This is a genomic window from Neisseria sp. HMSC061B04 (assembly GCF_001836705.1).
Classification (GTDB): Bacteria; Pseudomonadota; Gammaproteobacteria; order Burkholderiales; family Neisseriaceae; genus Neisseria.
Genome location: NZ_KV830224.1, coordinates 1 through 19023, shown reverse-complemented (window position 1 = coordinate 19023; position 19023 = coordinate 1). Strand labels below are relative to the sequence as shown.

Sequence of the window (19023 nt, the reverse complement as noted above, 5' to 3'; positions counted from 1 at the left end):
CTTTCGCCATAAGCAAGAAAAAGACATAAAAAGGAGAATCAAATGAAGAAGTTATCTTACTTTATTGCCACTGCCCTCATCGGCTCTTCCCTAAGTGCCGCCCACGCCGAACCTAAAATGAGCGGCACCATCTACATCATGACCGAGGTCGAACACAACAATAAAACCGGTGTAACCAATACAACCATTTCCGATAAAAGTTCCAGTCTTTATCTCTCCGATGAAGTACGACTCAACGACGACTTATGGTTGAAATGGCAACTTGGCTCCTTTATTTACTTCGATTCCGACCGCTGGGGCGGCTGGGGTACTGCCGACTCATACGTCGCGCTCAACAGCTACAAAAACCTTGGCACCGTCAAAATGGGTTACATCAGTACGCCCATGAACAGCATTTATCTGAACCCGTTCGACACCAACAGCCCGATTTTGGAGTTCGGCAAAATTTCCCGCTTCGGCCAACGCCGTGTTTCCATGGCTTATGAGTCGCCTTGGAAAAACGGTTTCCAATTCAAATTCAACGTTTCCCCCGGTTCCAATGCCGCGCGCAACAACAATGACTGGAATCCGGACAAAAAACGTGACGGCGACTGGGTCTTCGGCTGGGGTGTAGACTACTACCACCCAAACAACGGCTTTAACGCGCACTACGCTGCCGAATACGCACCCAACGACTCTCCAACCGAAACCAAAGACTTCCAAGCCCATGCATTCATGGCCGGATATAGCAAAGACAAAATCTCCGTCGATGCCGCGTTCCAATACGCCAAAAATACTTGCGACGGCTTCAGCTGCTGGGGCGTATGGAAAGATGCGGCAGGCAACGTAGCCGGTTCTTACGACAAAGAAATCAACAACACCAAAGAATTTATGGTGTCCGGCTCATACAAAGTGGGCAATTTCAAACCTCAAATCGGCTTTGCCTACGGTAAAAGCTCTGTCGGCGAAGACTACAAACACGTCGCCGTCAGCACCGATTACAGCTTCTCCAAACGGACAACCGCCACACTCGGCGCCGGCTGGTTGAAAGAAAACGTCAATCCGAAATACGACGAAGATTTGCCGAAAAAATCTTCTTACGCAGTGGGCATGGTATTCAAACACCGCTATTAATGCCTGACAGATTAAAGGCCGTCTGAAACAATTTGTTCAGACGGCCTTTTCTACATCCTATAATTAAACTTGCAGCCTACCTTAAAAATCATTACATTGCCCACACTCAAGCAACAAAAACGTCATCATGAACGCCCACCGCACCCTCATCATCTCCGTTTTTATCGTCGCCAGCTGCGGCCTCGCTTACGAGCTCATCATTGCCGCGCTCGCAAGCTATCTTTTGGGCGACAGTATTTTGCAGTTTTCCTCCGTCATCGGACTTTATCTGTTTTCAATGGGTATCGGTGCCCACCTGACCCAATACATCAAAGATAAAGACGTATTGCACCGCTTTATCGAAATCGAACTTCTGGTCGGCATCATTGGTGGTATTTCCGCGCTGGCATTATTTGTGGCCTTCGGTTTATCCGCCGCCCCGTTCCGCATCCTGCTCTACGCTTTTGTACTGATTGTCGGCATGGTTGTCGGCATGGAAATCCCTTTGGTCATGCGCGTGTTAAACCAAAAAGGGGCGGAATTTAAAGAACTCGTTTCCAAAGTATTGACCTTCGACTACTTGGGCGCACTTGCCGTCTCTCTGTTGTTTCCGCTCCTGCTCGCCCCCAAACTCGGCATGGCGCGTTCCGCCTTGTTGTTTGGCATCTTCAACGCCGCCGTCGCCTATCTGACCGCCCGTGTATTCAAAGCCGAATTACCCCGCTATCACGCCATCCGTACGCGTGCGTTTATCGTATTGACCGCGCTCATTACGCTCTTCATCTACGCCGACCGTATCTCTTTCAAAGCCGAACAAAGCTATTTCGGCGATCCCGTCGTCTATCAAAGCCATTCTCCCTACCAACGGCTCGTCGTGACACGCTGGAAAGACGACACCCGCCTCTACATCAACGGCAACCTGCAATTCTCCTCACGCGACGAAGCCCGTTACCACGAAGCACTCGTCCTGCCTGCCATGCAGATGGTGCCGAACGCCGAACGCGTCCTGATTCTCGGCGGCGGTGACGGATTGGCGGCACGCGAAGTCTTGAAATATCCGCAAGTCAAAAATGTTACTTTGGTCGATCTCGACCCCGACATGACCGCTACTTTTAAAACCTCCGCCACCTTGAGCGCGCTCAACCAAGGCTCGCTATCCCACCCCAAAATGCACGTCGTCAACGACGATGCCGCCAAATGGCTGGAAGGGTCGTCTGAACAATTCGACGTCATCATCATCGACCTGCCCGATCCCTCCAATTTCTCGCTGGGCAAACTCTACTCCGTCCCCATGTACCGCCTCGTTGCCCGCCATCTTCAGCCGCAGGGCAAAATCGTCGTCCAATCCACCTCCCCCTACTTCGCCCCCAACGCCTACTGGTCGGTCGTCGCCACCCTCGAAGCGGCCAAGTTGAATACCGCGCCCTATCATGTTTACGTCCCCTCATTTGGCGAATGGGGATTTGTGTTGGCAGGGTTTGACCAAAACTTCCCCATTCCGCAAAAATTCGACGTACCCACCCGCTATCTCAATGCCCAGACCGCCGCCGAAATGTTCCGCTTTCCGCCCGATATGGCAAGGCGCAAGGTTGAAGCAAATTATTTGAACAACCAAATTCTCGTCAGTTATTTTGAAAGCGATTGGAACAATGTGATGCGATAGAATATCTAAAGGCCGTCTGAAACATCAGTCTTCTTTTTATCTCCGTTCAGACGGCCTCATCGTCCGTTTACCCTTTTTCACACAGCATTTGCTTGAAAAAATAAGGTTTATCTTTATCTAGATAAAACACAATCGACACTATCCGTTGAATGAAGGAACAAACACTTATGCAGTATTTTGGAATCGGTTTTTTGGTTTTAATCTTTTTGGAAATCATGTCCATCGTCTGGGTTGCCGACTGGATAGGCGGCGGCTGGACGCTGTTTGTGATGGCCGTCAGCTTTATCAGCGGTATCTTTATGCTGCGCCATACCGGCATTTCCGGCCTTTTGCTCGCAGGCGCAGCCGTCCGCAGCGGCCAAAACATTTCCCTCTATCAAATGCTGTGGCCGATTCGCTATACCGCCGCCGCGGTTTTCCTGCTCAGCCCCGGCTTTATTTCAACCGCCGTCGCCCTACTCTTGCTGATTCCGTTTAAAGGCAATACGCCGGTTTCTTCTGCACAGTCTTTCCAAAGCCGCCAAACTTACGGTCCTGCCAAAGATGATGAAGACATTATCGAAGGCGAATACACGGTTACGCGCACCGGCAAAGCCGACAAACCGCAAGACTATATCGAGCACAAACCCGATTGACGACTTCCTTCATAACAGGCCGTCTGAATTAGGAATACCTCAAAAGTGTTTCATATTTCAGACGGCCTGAGTCATTTCCGGGCTTTGAAAATGTAAATATCGGTTTGTAATTCGGTTATTCCGCATAAATCATTTAAAATAAGCAGCTATTTTGATTCTAAAAACGACACGGTATCCAATGAACGTTCAACGTCTTTTCCCTCTCTCCCTCAGCTTGATTACCGCCGCTGTTTTATCGGCGTGCGCCACCCAAAACACACCGACTGCTTCGAAAACCGAAAGCGTCGTTCAGCCTAAATCCACTTCTATTCCTTCACGCCGCGCCGACAGCGAGTCCAAAGTCCTGTCCGATTACAGCCAATACCAAAGCGCCATCGATGCCGCCAAACGCGGCGACGATGCTTGGGTACAACAATTTTTATCCCAAGCCAGCGACAGCGCAATGGCTGAAAACGTCCGCAACGAATGGCTGAAAACCTTGGGCGCGCGCGGCCAATGGGATTTGTTCCGTCAAGAATTCAGCAAATTGAACGCCGCCGGCGTCGCACAAGAAGTGCAATGTTATGCCGATTTGAGCAGCGGCAATGACAGCAAAGCCGCCGAGCTGGTTCGCGTGACCGGCAAACTGCCTGCCGGTTGTACCCGCTTGGTTGAAAGCGCGGCAGCTTCAGGCCGTCTGAACACCAACGACGCATGGCGTCGCGTGCGCGGCTTGTTGAGCAACAGCCAAACCACGGATGCACGCAACCTCGCCGCCGCATTGGGCAGCCCGTTTGAAGGTGGCGCGCAAGGTGCGACCGAATACAGCCTATTGAGCGTAATCGGCAAAGATGCACGCAAATCCGCTTCTGCCGCCGCCACCCTGTCCGACATGGAATCCGGCCTCAGCCGCGAACAACGCAGCTTCGCATGGGGCGTATTGGGCCACTACCATGCACAAAGCCAAAACATGCCGACTGCTTTGAGCTACTACGGCCGCGTTTCCGACCGCAAGCAACTGACCGACGAGCAATTGGAATGGTACGCACGCGCCGCCTTGCGCCTGCAACGTTGGGACGAATTGGCAAGCGTGATTCAGCATATGCCTGAAAAACTGCAAAAAGACCCGACATGGCAATATTGGCTGGGCCGCAGCTTTGCCGCACAAGGCAAAAGCAGTCAAGCCAAAGAAATGTATGAAAAAGCTGCCGCTTCCGGCCGCAATTTCTACGCTGTATTGGCAGGTGAAGAGCTGGGCCGCCGCATCAATACGCGCAACAACGTTTCCGATGCCGATGCCAGAGACGTCCGCCGCATGAGCGAAGACGGCGCCATCAAACGCGCATTGGTTTTGTTTAAAAACAGCCAAAGCAACGGCGACTCTAAAATGCGCCGTCAGGCACAGGCAGAATGGCGTTTTGCCACCCGCGACTTCAACGAAGACAACCTGCTGACTGCCGCACAAGTCGCTTTTGACAACCAGTTCTACGACATGGCAATCAACAGCGCAGACCGTACCGACCACAAGCTCAACTACAAACTGCGCTATATCTCTCCATTTAAAGACCTGACCGTCCGCTATGCCGCACAGGCAGGCGTTGACCCGGCATGGGTTTACGGTTTGATTCGCCAAGAGAGCCGCTTTGTCATGGGCGCGCAATCCAGCGTCGGCGCACAAGGCCTGATGCAGGTCATGCCTGCAACCGCCCGCGAAATCGCCGGCAAAATCGGCATGAGCAGCAGCGAACTCTACACCATGGACGGCAACATCCGCATGGGTACTTGGTACATGGCAGATGCCAAACGCCGCCTGCAAAATAACGAAGTGATGGCCACCGCAGGCTACAATGCCGGCCCAGGCCGCGCCCGTAACTGGCAGGCTTCTTCACCGTTGGAAGGCGCGATTTACGCCGAAACCATCCCATTTACCGAAACCCGCGATTACGTGAAAAAAGTCATGACCAATGCGACTTATTACGCGTCATTGTTCAACGAACCGCAAACTTCGTTGAAACAACGTATGGGTACAGTTCCCGGCCGTTATTAATACCCGATAGGCCGTCTGAAAAGTGAGACAGAATCAAACGTTCAGACGGCCTGCAATCTTGACAGACTATCGAGTTTATAAGATAATCGCCCGATTGTTTCTGACCGAAAAGGTCACTTGCACGGCAAAAGCCGACTTGTTAGGAGGTGATGTTTACATCACGGCGCGTATCCCGCCCTGCCCTCGGCAAACCAGCGATACAACAACTCCCCCATTATGACAAGCCGTCCCCTATTTCTTAAAACGGTTTGATTGAACAAAATTTAAAGGAAATAAAATGCCAGCTATTCGTGTTAAAGAGAATGAACCATTTGAAGTTGCTATGCGTCGTTTCAAACGTGCCGTAGAAAAAACCGGTCTGTTGACCGAACTGCGCGCCCGTGAAGCGTACGAAAAACCAACTACCGAACGCAAACGCAAAAAAGCTGCTGCAGCAAAACGTCTGCAAAAACGTCTGCGCAGCCAACAACTGCCTCCTAAAATGTACTAATTACAGGCCTGCCCTGTGATAAACGACACACCGCAAGGGCAGCTTTGCGGTGTGTTTTGTTTTTCAGACGGCATCTTTTTATTGATATAAAGTGAGAACATTATGAGCCTAAAAACACAATTAACCGAAGACATGAAAACCGCCATGCGTGCCAAAGACCAAGTATCTTTAAGCACCATCCGCCTGATTAATGCCGCCATCAAACAATTTGAAGTAGACGAGCGCACCGAGGCCGATGACGCCAAAGTCATCTCCATTCTGACCAAAATGGTGAAACAGCGCAAAGACAGCGCCAAAATTTATACCGAAGCCGGCCGTCAAGATTTGGCTGACAAAGAAAACGCAGAAATCGAAATCCTCAACCGCTACCTGCCACAAATGATGTCCGCAGAAGAAATCAAAACTGCCGTGGAAGCAGCTGTTGCAGAAACCGGTGCATCAGGCATGGCCGATATGGGCAAAGTCATGGGGGTATTGAAAACCCGTCTGGCCGGCAAAGCCGATATGGGTGAAGTCAACAAGGTTTTGAAAGCCGCATTGACTGCCTAATCGTCAAACAAAAAGGCCGTCTGAAATATGATTTTCAGACGGCCTTTTTTTATTATATCCATCAAGCAGTGGTTACTTTGTCCTCATGACGCAACAAGGTAATTAAATCGCTGATACGTTTTTTCATGGAACGGCGATCGACGATTTGGTCGATTGCGCCCTTCTCTAACAAGAATTCTGCACGTTGAAAACCTTCCGGCAAGGTTTCGCGTACAGTCTGCTCGATAACGCGCGGACCGGCAAAACCGATCAGCGCATTCGGTTCTGCCAAAACCACATCACCCAAGAAGGCAAAGCTGGCAGACACGCCGCCCATGGTCGGGTCGGTCAATACGGAAATAAACGGCAGACGTTTTTCAGTCAGCAAATGCAAAGCCGCGCTGGTCTTCGTCATCTGCATCAAAGAGTTGACCCCTTCCTGCATACGCGCACCACCGGAAGCCGCCACGCAAATAAACGAACAATTATCTGCAACGGCACGACGTACACCCTGAACGAAACGCTCGCCCACGACCGAGCCCATAGAGCCGCCGATAAAACGGAATTCAAACGCAGCCACAACGACAGGCAGGCCGTTCATGGTACCTTTCATAACGACCAATGCATCGTCTTCGCCGGTTGCTTTACGTGCAGCCGCGAGGCGGTCAGGATATTTTTTACTGTCTTTGAATTTCAGCGGGTCGGTCGGTTTAATATTGGCTGCAATCTCTTCACGGCCTTCTTCATCCAAAAGCAGATTCAAACGTTCGCGCGCAGAAAGCGGATTGTGGTGATTACATTTCGGGCAGACTTCGCTGTTTTGCTTCAACTCGGTTGAATAAACCGTTGCCGAACAAGACGGACATTTGTGCCACAGGCCTTCAGGGACGCTGGACGAACTGCTTCGGTTTTTAATTTTCGGAGGAAGAATTTTATCTAGCCAGCTCATGAATGACTCCTTGGAATTCAGAATTCAGACGGCCTATTGAATGTAAGGCCGTCTGAAACAATGGAATAAAAAATTTAGCGAATCGCGTCTTTCAACTCTTTAACCAACACGCCTACCGCCTCGGCCTCGCTACCTGCGTGGCTTTCAATCTCTTTGACGATACGGCTGCCGACAATAACGGCATCCGCTACCGCGCCAATCTTACGTGCACTCTCCGCATTATTAATGCCGAAGCCGACACCGATCGGAATATCAATATATTTGCGCAAAAGCTCTATTTTACGCGAAACTTCTTCAGTATCCAAACTTGCCGCACCGGTTACACCTTTGAGCGATACATAATACACAAAACCACCGGCTACTTTGGCAATCGTTTGAATACGCTCTTCAGTTGTTGTCGGCGCAATAAGGAAAATACAATCAATACCTTGCGCTTTCAACGAGTCATGCAGTGGGGTAATGGTTTCTACCGGGGAATCCACAGTCAACACGCCATCTACGCCCGCGTCGGCAGCCGCTTGTGCAAACGCTTGATAACCCATTTTATGTACTGGGTTCAAATAGCCCATTAACACAATCGGCGTTTTATCATTGGTTTGGCGGAACAAGCGTACTGTTTCCAATACGTCATGCAAAGAAACATGATTTGCCAACGCCCTTTCAGCCGCACGCTGAATAGTCGGACCATCCGCCATCGGGTCAGAAAACGGCACACCCAGTTCCAAAATATCAGCACCGTTAGCCACCAGGCTGTGCATCAATGCCAAGGTCGTCTCAAGGTTGGGATCACCCACCGTAATATAAGGAATCAGTGCTTTTGCGCCATTGAGCGCTGAGAAAGTTTGTTGGATTCTGCTCATTTTCTGCTATCCATTTCATCGATTTGAATGTTGTCCGACAGCCTAATCTATTCTGCCGTTACATTTATTGTAAAAAACTTAGTCTGCCGCAAAAACAAATGACCACTTTTCCCAATCGGCAAACAAGAGGCTAAGTATAACATTTACGGCTATTTCATAGAATCATTTGCAATCAAGATTCTGATATTTTGAAAGCAATATAAAACAATAAAGGCCGTCTGAAAACAATTCAAACAGCCTTTACAATAATCAATCATGCAAATCTTTGTATGCCTTCGCACTTTTGATCACAATTTCCTTATCGATTACGGCTCGACATGGTGGTTTTGTTGTTCAGAACCCAGATGACGCTCCAAATCAGACAAAATCTGCACCAGACCATGACGGACTTCTTCCGCATTGGCGGCAGGGTTGCCGTTTGCATCTAAAGCGCCACGACTGAACGTATCGATATACGGTTCAAACGTATCTTTCAGTTTCAACAACTTAACTACATCCGAGCGCGTATATCGATCGCCACCGTATCCAATCACAACATTATTTTCATGTTGCCATTGGGCAAACTGGGCCGGACTGATTTGCACCAATTGGCACATCTCATCCAACGTAAAATAACGCTTGGCAGGAATAACCGGGTTATTGTTGTTTGTCATAGTAATGCTCCACCATGCCTTTGAGTTTTTGGCTGGCATGGAAAGTTACCACACGGCGTGCGGTAATCGGCACTTCTTCGCCGGTTTTAGGGTTACGACCCGGGCGTTGAGGTTTGTCGCGCAATTGGAAATTGCCGAAACCGGAAATCTTAATTTCTTCGCCACGCGCCAAAGTGCTGCGGATTTCTTCAAAAAAGAGCTCGACGATTTCTTTGGCATCATTTTTGGTGACGTTGCTGACTTTGTCGACCAAAATATCGGCCAATTCTGCTTTAGTTAGTGTCATGTGTTTACCTTCATTCAAACTGGTGCAATTATTACCAAAATTCTTTTAAAAATCAAGTCCTCACCAAAAAATCAAATATGATTGGCAATTTTTGGCGACAACTTTTATCTTGTTTTAAGCACGAAGCTGTGCGTCTTTTTCGGCTGCCGCTTTAATCATTTTCGCAACCAAAGGCTCGATGACTTCATCTGTCAGCGTGTTTTCCATATCCTGCAAAATGATTTTGACGGCAACGCTCTTCATGCCTTCAGGCACGCCCGTACCGCGGTAAACGTCAAACACGCTGATTTCTTGAACCAGCTTGTTCGCCGCCGCTTTCAGGGCATTTAACAAATCATCATGCGTTACAGCTTCAGGCATTACAAATGCCAAATCTCGGCGTGCAGGTTGGAATTTGGATACGGTCTGATAACGGGTTTTCTCACGACCCAATACCGCATCCATATCGATTTCAAACACCAGCGGCGCTTGTGGCAAATCATATTTTTGCAGCCATTTCGGATGCAACTCGCCGACAAAACCAACTACTTTGCCGTCTGAAACAATATTGGCGGCACGTCCAGGATGCAAGGCCGGATGTTCGGTCTTCACAAAGGATACTTCCTTGTTTTTCAAAAGGCTCTCAACATCGGCTTTCATATCGTAGAAATCTACGTTGCGTGTTTTCTCGCCCCATTGCTCGGGCAACACGGAGCCATACCACAAACCGCCGATACGTTCGTTTTGAACAAATTGATCAGCCGAATCTTTGCGGAACACGCGGGCAATTTCAAATACGCGTACACGGTTTTGCTTACGGTTCAAATTATTTTGCAAAACTTCCACCAAACCGCCGATAAGCGTAGAACGCATGACGGCATACTGCGCCGCCAACGGATTTTGCAGGCGGATAGGATGGGTATTGGCAGCAAAGTCTTGCTCCCATTGCTCATCCACAAACGCATAGCTGACCACTTCACGGTAACCGCGTGCTGCCATTTCGTTATAAACCGCAAAACGCGGGCGTTTGGTCTCAGGCAGAGCCAACATTTTCAGACGGCCTGAAGTATAGTCGTCAGGGATATTTTCATAACCGTAAACACGGCCGATTTCTTCAATCAGATCGGCTTCGATTTCGATATCGAAACGGAAGCTAGGAGAAGTGACACGGAAGCCTTCTGCGGTTTTCTCAGGCTGCAAACCCAGGTGTTGCAAGATAATTTCGACTTGCTCGGCAGGGATTTCAACGCCCAATACCGTTTTCAGACGGCCCAAACGCAATTCGACCTGTTTTGCCTCAGGCAACTTGCCTTGTGCCTCAACCATTTCACCGGCTGCACCACCGCAAATCTGCAACACTAATCCGGTAGCACGCTCAATGGCATCAGCTTGCAAGCGGTAATCCACACCGCGTTCAAAGCGGAAAGAAGAATCCGAACCAAAACCGTATTGACGGGATTTACCGGCAATAATCTCAGGAGCAAACCAAGCAGCTTCCAATACAATATTTTGCGTCTCATCAGAAACCGCACTTGCCTCTCCGCCCATCAGACCGGCCAAGCTCAACACACCTTTTTCATCAGCGACCACCAGTGTATTGTCAGCCAAAGTAACCGTCTTCTCATTCAGGCACGCCAAAGTCTCGCCATTTTGAGCACGGCGGACAATCAAACTACCCGACAGCTTATCGGCATCGAAAACATGCATCGGCTGACCGATTTCCAGCATGACATAGTTGCCGATGTCCACTAATGCGGAAATGCTGCGGATACCGCTGCGTTCCAAACGTTGTTTCATCCAATCTGGAGTAGGCGCCTTCGCATTGACATTTTCAATCACGCGGCTGATAAAACGGCCGCAGTCAGCCGGTGCATCAATACGGACAGCCTGTTTTTTCTCACTGCCGATAGAGGCCGTCTGAATTTCGACAGGCGTAAACGCAAATTGAGTCAACGCAGAAACCTCACGCGCAATACCCTTAACGCTCAAGCAGTCAGTGCGGTTAGGCGTAATTTTCAGCGTAAACAGCGTATCGTCCAAATCCAAGTATTCGCGGATATTGGTACCGACAGGCGCATCTTCGGGCAGAATATGCAGACCGTCTACACCATCATCAGGCAAACCCAGTTCATTGGTCGAGCACAGCATACCGTTTGATGGTACGCCGCGCATTTTAGTCGGCTTAATTTTGAAATTGCCCGGCAAAACGGCACCTGGCAACGAACACGGCACTTTAATGCCCGGCTTGACATTCGGCGCACCACAAACAATCTGAACCAACTCGCCCGTACCGGCATCAACTTGGGTAACGTTCAAACGGTCTGCATCAGGATGTTTCTCAACGGATTTTACTTCGGCAACAACCACGCCACTGAAAGCAGGGGCGGCAGTATCGATTTCTTCCACTTCCAAACCAGCCATGGTTAAAAGATGTTCCAGTTTATCGGCAGAAAGATCAGGATTGGCTTGGGTTTTCAGCCATGAATAGGAGAATTGCATATTTTTCCTAAAATAAAGTTTGAGTCGGCAATTAAATCAATATGATGTGAATCACATTGCACATTTTTCCATGAAGCAGTCTAAAAATTCTTCATTTACTGCCTTACTAGTTAGTTTGCGGCGCATACACAGGGAGTATAATTCCTCAACAGCAGAATAAGGAAAATATTGAGCATCCAAACTTTGGAACATCGGAACATTTGCTTCTTTAAAAACTTTATCCCTATCTTCATCAGGAGCAACGATAACCCAGCGCGTATTAGCATATGGTGGCAACAGGTCTTTCAACTGCTTCATCCGCGCAAGGCCGGAACGTACACCCGTACTATGTTCAACCTCCATCACCGCCGGCATCAGTTTTCCATTCCTGAACCAGATGCAATCAATATGCATTGCGGCCTGAACCGCGCCGTCAAACGAACTGATAAGTTTCTCGCATTCTATCTTTTGCACGATACCGTCCAAATCGGCAATTTTTTTATCCCCATAACTGATACCTTGGTCGTTTCTCGCAATCCACGTCCTGAAACCAAGCTGGAAACCTATTGCTGAAAGGGCAATCTGTATTTGCACGTGACGGCGTTTTACATCTATATCTATTTCTGAATGGGTCGAAGGAAGGGATAAAGCATCGTAAACCACATTGTTGGAGGGGATTTCCGAAATAACGACATCTGTCTCATATTCCTTCATTACGCCTTGTTCATGCGGCCTATCGGGAAGCCAAATAATGTGCTTGTGTCCTTCCACCACCTCGCTTTTATTTAGACCCGGTTGTATCCGCTGCAATTTGCACCAGTAAATTTCGGGTGTATGGGCAAGCAATGCCTCCAGTGCGGAACGAAAGTTATAACTTGCGCCAAACACCCTGTCCACATTAACAGGCTCCCCCGTGGATAACGCATCCGCCAACCGCCAAATTGCTTGTTTCGATATCGAAGTTTTCGTATTTCCCCTTTTAATCTTAATCGGACCTTCTGGTTTTTCAACATGGACAATTTGTATGGTATGCGTATTTGAGCTGTTCACATAGTTATAATTGACATTCTTTTTCAAGCTGTCAATCGCACTGACCAAATTAGCAGCCGTCAGTTTTTGTCCGCTCATAGTGATTCTCCAAATAAGATTTCAGTGTCATCGCAATCCCTTTTGCTGCCAAAAACGGTACACCGTTGCCTATAGTTTTGAACATATTGCTCAATGTCATGTTATCAGGCAGCTCAAACTCCTTCGGCAAAGACTGTATTGCCAATGCCTCCGCAGCGGAAATCCTTCTTGGCAGATAGGGATGAATGTGGACTTCGTTGTTTCCGTATGCGGCAGTCGGGGAATAACGCCATCGATGCAGACGTTTGTAGGATTTTTTCTTATCATCCCCTTCGCTGATTGTTTGAAATTTTTTCAAACCAGCCCTCGGTTGAAAATGCTTACCTGCATTCGGGTGCGTATCCACGCCGTTGCGATCGAACCAATATTGAACTGTCAGCTCAGGGTAAATGTTTTCAGGCTGACTAACAGCACTTCCTACATCTTCTGTCGTAGGCCAGTTTTTCCCCAATGCATCGGGGAATAAAATATGGGCATCCCAATCGAACTTCTGTAAAGTATCAACATGCTGATTCAAAAAACCTACTAAGATAATCCTTTCCCTATCTTGCGGTACGCCATATTCGATAGCGTTAATGAGTTTTTCTGTACACACATATCCAAAATTGGAAAGTTGCCGTTTCAGCGCATTAAAAAACTCCCTATGCTTGGCAGTCCTATAGAGTCCTTTCACATTCTCAAATATGAAAAAATCAGGCTGGTTTTTACAAATTAAATCCACATAACTTTGCGATAACTTCCCATTCTCACCATCCCTACCTTTATTTTTCCCTGCTACGGAAAAATCCGGACATGGGGGACCTCCGACAAATCCGACAATAACACCATCCTGCTTTTCCTTTTTAACCCAACTAGACAAATCTTTTGCTTTTTCCATATCAAGACATTCGTCGATACTACCTTCGAAATATCCATATTTAGGCTTTGGAATACCCATTTTGCTTCGAGAGTATTTATACGCTTCCAAAAACGGAGGATGGACTTCATTAACGAAGGCAATCTCAAATCCCGACAACTCAAAGCCCAAATCTAAAAAGCCTGAGCCAGAAAAAAAAGAAAAAATCAAAGTTTTTTTTCTTTCTTGTCGTCCGTCTATATCTAAGTTGTAGCTTTTATCCAGTAACTGAGACGAGGGGTTATTTTTTCCCTGCTTGTTGAGATTTTGACAATCTCTGTTTTTCGCAGATGACTTGTCTGACTGCTTCGGCACAGCTGCTTGTATCTTTAACGACATCGTTACTCCAAAAACGTAAAACCGTCCAGCCCTCGGCTTTCAGACGGCCTGTTACTTCCATATCCCGTCGGATGTTGCGTTCTATCTTGGCAATCCAAAATTCGCGGTTGCCCTTTATTTCCGCTTTTTTCTGTTCCCAATCCTTACCGTGCCAGAATTCTCCATCGACAAATATGGCAACTTTATATTTTTTAAACGAAAAATCAGGTTTCCCAAAAATGCTTCCGCTATTCTTCCGATACCTGAGCCCCAAAGCCCACATTGCCTTCGCCAACACAAGTTCGGGTTTCGTCCCTGTACTTTTGTTGGACTGCATGCATTTTTTACGCTGCTCCGGGGTTAATTTATCCATTGGGTTTATTTGAAATTTATTTAAACTGCTTCAAAAAGTTCAAATCATTATCGAAGAACAAGCGCAGGTCATTAACGTTGTAACGCAACATGGCAAAGCGGTCGAGACCGATACCGAAAGCGAAACCGGTATATTTCTCAGGGTCGATATTGACGTTTTTCAATACGTTAGGATGTACCATACCGCAGCCGCCGACTTCCAACCATTTACCGTTTTCGCCCATGATGTCGATTTCGGCAGAAGGCTCGGTGAACGGGAAGAAAGACGGACGGAAACGTACTTGCAGGTCATCGCGTTCAAAGAAGCGACGGATAAAGTCAGTAAACACTGCTTTCAAATCGGCAAAAGTGACACCCTCCTCCACCCACAAACCTTCGGCCTGATGGAACATAGGCGAGTGAGTGGCATCACTGTCCACACGGTAAACGCGGCCGGGAGCAATAATGCGGATAGGCGGCTCTTTTTTGTCGAGCATATAGCGGATTTGAATAGGCGAAGTGTGTGTACGCAAAACGTCGCCATTTTCAACATAGAAGGTATCTTGCATCGCACGCGCAGGGTGATTTGCAGGAATATTCAAGGCTTGGAAATTGTGGAAATCGTCTTCGATTTCAGGGCCGTCCGCCACTTCGAAACCCATACCGTGAAACAGCTCAACCACACGTTGCAAAGTCAAAGTCACTGGATGCAAACCGCCATACTCTTGTGCACGACCCGGCAAAGTAATATCCAAGGCTTCAGCAGCCAATTGAGCTTGCAGCTTGGCTTCATTCAGGGCATCGCGTTTGGCATTAAAGGCCGTCTGAAACTGATTTTTGCATTCGTTGATGTGCGCGCCTATGGTTTTACGCTCTTCAGGAGACATTTGACCCAAAGTTTTCAAAAGTCCGGTCAATTCGCCGGTTTTACCAAGATAGCGTGCTTTAATTTGTTCTAAGGCATTGAAGTCTTGCGCGGCTTCAATAGCGGCAATACCTTCTGCAACGATACGGTTTACATTTTCCATAGTAGTTTATCGTCTGTTTGTTGATGGCAGGCCGTCTGAAACAACAAAGCCGTCTGTTGGGTTTGATTGCAAACCTGTTCAGACGGCCTTTTGTATTAGTGCGGCCAATCCGTTTGATAAGAGGGGTCTATTTTATCGCAAATCAGTATAAAAAAATAGAGTTTAAAGAAAGAAAATCAACTACATAGAGTTTCTTCTGAAAAAGAAAAAAGGAAGCATAAGCTTCCTTTTTAAATAATCTTATCGAATTAAGCAGCCAAAGCAGCTTTAGCTTTTTCAACCAATTGTGCAAATGCAGCTTTGTCGAATACAGCCAAATCAGCCAATACTTTGCGGTCGATTTCGATAGCAGCGCGTTTCAGGCCGTTCATGAATTTGCTGTAAGACAGACCATTCTCACGGGCACCTGCGTTGATACGAACGATCCACAGTTGACGGAATTGACGTTTGCGTTGGCGACGGTCACGGTATGCATATTGACCGGCTTTCATTACCGCTTGCTTGGCAACACGGTAAACGTTTTTACGACGACCGCGGTAGCCTTTGGCTAACGCGAAGACTTTTTGGTGACGAGCACGAGCGGTAACACCGCGTTTTACGCGTGGCATATTCTAAACTCCTTAAGCGTAGGGCAACATTTTAGCAACAGAAGCCAAATCGCGTGAATCCACCATAGCGGTGCCGCGCAATTGACGTTTAGTTTTAGTGGTTTTTTTGGTCAGGATGTGACTTTTGAACGCATGACCGCGTTTTACACCACCGTTACCCAGTACTTTAAAGCGTTTTTTCGCGCTAGACTTGGTTTTCATTTTAGGCATTGGAAAACTCCATTCGTTATTAGATAAGGTATAAGGGGGTTTTGAAATAAATTTCAAACGCTTGAAACCCAAAATACCACGGTTTTTGCCGCTAATTAAACCTTATTTCGAGCGGCAATCGAAATAAGCCTTGGATTATAGCTTTATTTTTTCTTAGGCGCAATCATCATCACCATTTGGCGGCCTTCCATTTTAGGGAAGGACTCGATTTGCGCTACTTCTGCCAAATCTTCTTTTACGCGCTCAAGCAGTTGGGCACCCAGTTGTTGGTGGGCCATTTCACGACCGCGGAAACGCAATGTTACTTTGACTTTGTCACCATCGGCAAGGAAGCGGTTGATGTTGCGCATCTTGATTTGATAGTCGCCTTCATCTGTACCCGGACGGAATTTAATTTCCTTAATTTGTACCTGCTTTTGGTTTTTCTTGGCTTCGTCGCGCTTCTTGGCTTGTTGGTATTTGTATTTACCGTAATCCATCAGTTTGCATACGGGCGGTTTGGCAGTCGGGGAAATTTCTACCAAATCGACATCTTGCTCTTCGGCCATAGCCAGAGCCTCACGAACTGAAACGACACCAAGCTGATCGCCTGACTCACTGATTAATCGCACTTCTTTGGCGGTAATTTCACCATTGATTCGTGCTTCGCGTTCTTGAGCGATGATGAATACTCCTATAAAAATTAATGATTGACGAGGGCATCAGTGATTTCTTGCTGTAATTGTGCAATGAAATCATCTACATTCAAAGAACCCAAGTCTTCTGCTTTGCGGCGTACCGCAACTTTGTTTTCTTGTTTCTCTTTATCGCCGACAACGATTTGGTAAGGGAAACGGTATTGGCTGTTGTCGCGGATTTTGTAACCGATTTTTTCATTACGCAAATCCAATTCGACACGGAAGCCTGCCGCCTGCAACTTGGCAGCCACTTCGCGACAATAATCTGCCTGGTTTTCAGTGATATTCATAATCACCATTTGAACCGGCGCAAGCCACAATGGGAATGAGCCTGCATGGTTTTCAATCAGAATACCGATGAAGCGCTCCAACGAACCCAAAATAGCACGGTGCAACATTACAGGACGCGCGCGGTCGTTGTTTTCGGTTACATATTCTGCATTCAAACGCTCCGGCAATACGAAGTCCAACTGCAAGGTACCGCACTGCCAAGAACGACCCAAAGCATCTTTGACATGGTACTCAATCTTAGGACCATAGAATGCGCCTTCGCCAGGCAATTCTTCCCACTCTACACCGCAAGCGGTCAATGCATCACGCAGGCCTTGTTCGGCTTTATCCCAAACTTCGTCAGAACCTGCACGTTGTTCAGGGCGGAGGGACAACTTCACGGCAACATCATGGAAGCCGAATTGTTTGTAAATGCGAACCAGCAACTCATTGAATGCGCGTGCTTCATCAACGATTTGGTCTTCGGTACAGAAGATATGCGCATCATCTTGCACAAAACCGCGAACACGCATCAGACCATGCAACGCACCGCTTGGTTCATTGCGGTGGCAAGAACCGAACTCGGCCAAACGCATTGGTAAATCGCGATATGAACGCAAGCCGTTATTAAAAATTTGTACATGACCCGGACAGTTCATCGGTTTAACCGCGTATTCGCGTTTTTCGGAACTGGTCACGAACATATTGTCTTTATAGTTTTCCCAGTGGCCGGATTTTTCCCAGAAGGTTTTATCCATAATCTGAGGCGTTTTCACCTCTTTATAACCGGCAGCATTCAGCTCTTTGCGCATGTGCTGCTCAATCACTTGCCACAAAGCCCAGCCTTTAGGATGCCAGAACACCATGCCCGGCGCCTCATCTTGCAGGTGGAACAAATCCAATTGTTTACCCAGCTTACGGTGGTCGCGTTTTTCCGCTTCCTCGATGCGTTGGATATATGCTTTTAATTCGTCTTTACTTGCCCAGGCTGTACCGTAAATACGTTGCAGCATTTCATTGTTGCTGTCGCCGCGCCAGTATGCGCCTGCCAGTTTGGTCAGCTTGAAGTTTTTCAAGAAACGGGTATTGGGAACATGAGGACCGCGGCACATATCGACGTATTCTTGATGATGATACATACCCATTGCTTCCACTTCAGGCATGTCTTCAATCAGACGCAATTTGTACTCTTCGCCGCGATCTTGGAAAATTTTGATGGTTTCTGCACGGGGCGTCATCACTTTAACGACGTCATAGTCTTGTGCAATCAATTCTTTCATGCGCGCTTCGATGGCGGCTACATCATCAGGCGTAAATGGTTTTTCAGTTGCAATATCGTAATAGAACCCGTCTTCAATGACCGGGCCGATAACCATTTTGGCATCAGGGTAGAGCTGCTTGACCGCATGACCGACCAAGTGCGCACAGGAGTGGCGGATAATTTCCACACCTTCTTTGTCTTTAGGCGTAATGATTTGAACGTGGGCATCTTCGGTAATCGGATCGCAAGCATCCACCAATTTACCGTTAACCTTGCCCGCTACCGTTGCCTTTGCCAAACCTGCACCGATAGACGCTGCAATTTGCGCCACGGTAACGGGTGATTCATATTGGCGGACCGAACCGTCCGGCAAGGTAATGTTCAACATCAGAAAGCTCCAAAACATTAAAAAATAACGGCATAAAGCCGTTATGGAAATTTGGTAGGCACAATTGGACTCGAACCAACGACCCCCACCATGTCAAGGTGGTGCTCTAACCAACTGAGCTATGTGCCTTCATCTAAGTCGCTTATTGTAACGAAGCGTGTTCCCTTTTGCAAGCATCTGTAAATACTTTTCAGACGGCCTGGATATTTTTGTTTGATTTAGGGGCTGACGTAGATTAGCAGTTATGCTA

General features: G+C 47.7%; 19 protein-coding genes and 1 tRNA gene. 6 read left to right on the top strand and 14 right to left on the bottom strand.

Going from position 1 to position 19023, the window contains the following annotated elements:
• Nucleotides 1-42: 42 nt before the first annotated feature.
• The 6 genes from HMPREF2661_RS09175 (at nt 43) to HMPREF2661_RS09150 (ending at nt 6455) form a co-directional block, all read left to right on the top strand.
• The gene (locus HMPREF2661_RS09175) at nt 43-1113 is read left to right on the top strand and encodes a porin (RefSeq protein ID WP_070823476.1); all 1071 of its coding nucleotides are present in this window, start codon (nt 43-45) and stop codon (nt 1111-1113) included.
• Between the two features lie 124 nt (nt 1114-1237).
• A complete protein-coding gene (locus HMPREF2661_RS09170; protein WP_349267278.1) occupies nt 1238-2755 on the top strand; it encodes a polyamine aminopropyltransferase in 1518 nt (505 codons plus the stop codon).
• A gap of 167 nt (nt 2756-2922) precedes the next feature.
• A complete protein-coding gene (locus HMPREF2661_RS09165) occupies nt 2923-3390 on the top strand; it encodes an FxsA family protein (RefSeq protein WP_036490296.1) in 468 nt (155 codons plus the stop codon).
• A 178-nt stretch (nt 3391-3568) separates the two neighbouring features.
• Complete coding sequence (locus HMPREF2661_RS09160; RefSeq protein ID WP_070823471.1) at nt 3569-5416, top strand: lytic transglycosylase domain-containing protein; 1848 nt, start codon at nt 3569-3571, stop codon at nt 5414-5416.
• 277 nt (nt 5417-5693) lie between these two features.
• The gene (rpsU, locus tag HMPREF2661_RS09155; protein ID WP_003680926.1) at nt 5694-5906 is read left to right on the top strand and encodes a 30S ribosomal protein S21; all 213 of its coding nucleotides are present in this window, start codon (nt 5694-5696) and stop codon (nt 5904-5906) included.
• Between the two features lie 102 nt (nt 5907-6008).
• Entirely contained in the window at nt 6009-6455 is a 447-nt protein-coding gene (locus HMPREF2661_RS09150; protein ID WP_036490300.1) for a GatB/YqeY domain-containing protein, read from the top strand.
• 61 nt (nt 6456-6516) lie between these two features.
• On the opposite strand, the gene accD is transcribed toward HMPREF2661_RS09150, so the two are convergent.
• The 14 genes from accD to HMPREF2661_RS09080 form a co-directional block, all read right to left on the bottom strand.
• Nucleotides 6517-7383 (bottom strand): acetyl-CoA carboxylase, carboxyltransferase subunit beta, encoded by an 867-nt coding sequence (gene accD, locus HMPREF2661_RS09145; protein ID WP_070823469.1) that lies wholly within the window; start codon nt 7381-7383, stop codon nt 6517-6519.
• A 74-nt stretch (nt 7384-7457) separates the two neighbouring features.
• Nucleotides 7458-8243: a tryptophan synthase subunit alpha gene (gene trpA / locus HMPREF2661_RS09140; protein WP_003745973.1), complete on the bottom strand. Its 786-nt coding sequence runs from the start codon at nt 8241-8243 to the stop codon at nt 7458-7460.
• A gap of 305 nt (nt 8244-8548) precedes the next feature.
• Nucleotides 8549-8896 carry a hypothetical protein gene (locus HMPREF2661_RS09135; RefSeq protein ID WP_070823468.1) on the bottom strand — a complete coding sequence of 116 codons (348 nt, stop codon included), beginning with the start codon at nt 8894-8896 and terminating at the stop codon, nt 8549-8551.
• On the bottom strand, nt 8880-9182 hold the full coding sequence (locus tag HMPREF2661_RS09130) for an integration host factor subunit alpha (protein WP_003680933.1): 303 nt from the start codon (nt 9180-9182) through the stop codon (nt 8880-8882). The genes HMPREF2661_RS09135 and HMPREF2661_RS09130 overlap by 17 nt, the downstream gene beginning before the upstream one ends.
• A 114-nt stretch (nt 9183-9296) precedes the next feature.
• Nucleotides 9297-11660: a phenylalanine--tRNA ligase subunit beta gene (gene pheT / locus HMPREF2661_RS09125; protein ID WP_070823466.1), complete on the bottom strand. Its 2364-nt coding sequence runs from the start codon at nt 11658-11660 to the stop codon at nt 9297-9299.
• A 51-nt stretch (nt 11661-11711) separates the two neighbouring features.
• Nucleotides 11712-12737, bottom strand: a complete 1026-nt coding sequence (locus HMPREF2661_RS09120) for a restriction endonuclease (RefSeq protein ID WP_070823465.1) — start codon at nt 12735-12737, stop codon at nt 11712-11714.
• 1 nt (nt 12738) lies between these two features.
• Nucleotides 12739-13833 (bottom strand): DNA cytosine methyltransferase, encoded by a 1095-nt coding sequence (locus HMPREF2661_RS09115; RefSeq protein WP_070823463.1) that lies wholly within the window; start codon nt 13831-13833, stop codon nt 12739-12741.
• A 70-nt stretch (nt 13834-13903) separates the two neighbouring features.
• Nucleotides 13904-14353 carry a very short patch repair endonuclease gene (locus HMPREF2661_RS09110; RefSeq protein WP_070823461.1) on the bottom strand — a complete coding sequence of 150 codons (450 nt, stop codon included), beginning with the start codon at nt 14351-14353 and terminating at the stop codon, nt 13904-13906.
• 16 nt (nt 14354-14369) lie between these two features.
• The gene (gene pheS, locus HMPREF2661_RS09105) at nt 14370-15359 is read right to left on the bottom strand and encodes a phenylalanine--tRNA ligase subunit alpha (RefSeq protein ID WP_049322746.1); all 990 of its coding nucleotides are present in this window, start codon (nt 15357-15359) and stop codon (nt 14370-14372) included.
• Nucleotides 15360-15607: 248 nt separating this feature from the next.
• Nucleotides 15608-15967 (bottom strand): 50S ribosomal protein L20, encoded by a 360-nt coding sequence (gene rplT / locus HMPREF2661_RS09100; protein ID WP_003675502.1) that lies wholly within the window; start codon nt 15965-15967, stop codon nt 15608-15610.
• Between the two features lie 12 nt (nt 15968-15979).
• Nucleotides 15980-16177: a 50S ribosomal protein L35 gene (rpmI, locus tag HMPREF2661_RS09095; protein ID WP_003675505.1), complete on the bottom strand. Its 198-nt coding sequence runs from the start codon at nt 16175-16177 to the stop codon at nt 15980-15982.
• Nucleotides 16178-16320: 143 nt separating this feature from the next.
• Nucleotides 16321-16842 carry a translation initiation factor IF-3 gene (gene infC / locus HMPREF2661_RS09090; protein WP_079453755.1) on the bottom strand — a complete coding sequence of 174 codons (522 nt, stop codon included), beginning with the start codon at nt 16840-16842 and terminating at the stop codon, nt 16321-16323.
• A 17-nt stretch (nt 16843-16859) separates the two neighbouring features.
• Nucleotides 16860-18773: a threonine--tRNA ligase gene (gene thrS / locus HMPREF2661_RS09085; protein WP_003745962.1), complete on the bottom strand. Its 1914-nt coding sequence runs from the start codon at nt 18771-18773 to the stop codon at nt 16860-16862.
• A gap of 52 nt (nt 18774-18825) precedes the next feature.
• Nucleotides 18826-18902: transfer RNA gene (locus tag HMPREF2661_RS09080), tRNA-Val, on the bottom strand.
• Nucleotides 18903-19023: the final 121 nt, after the last annotated feature.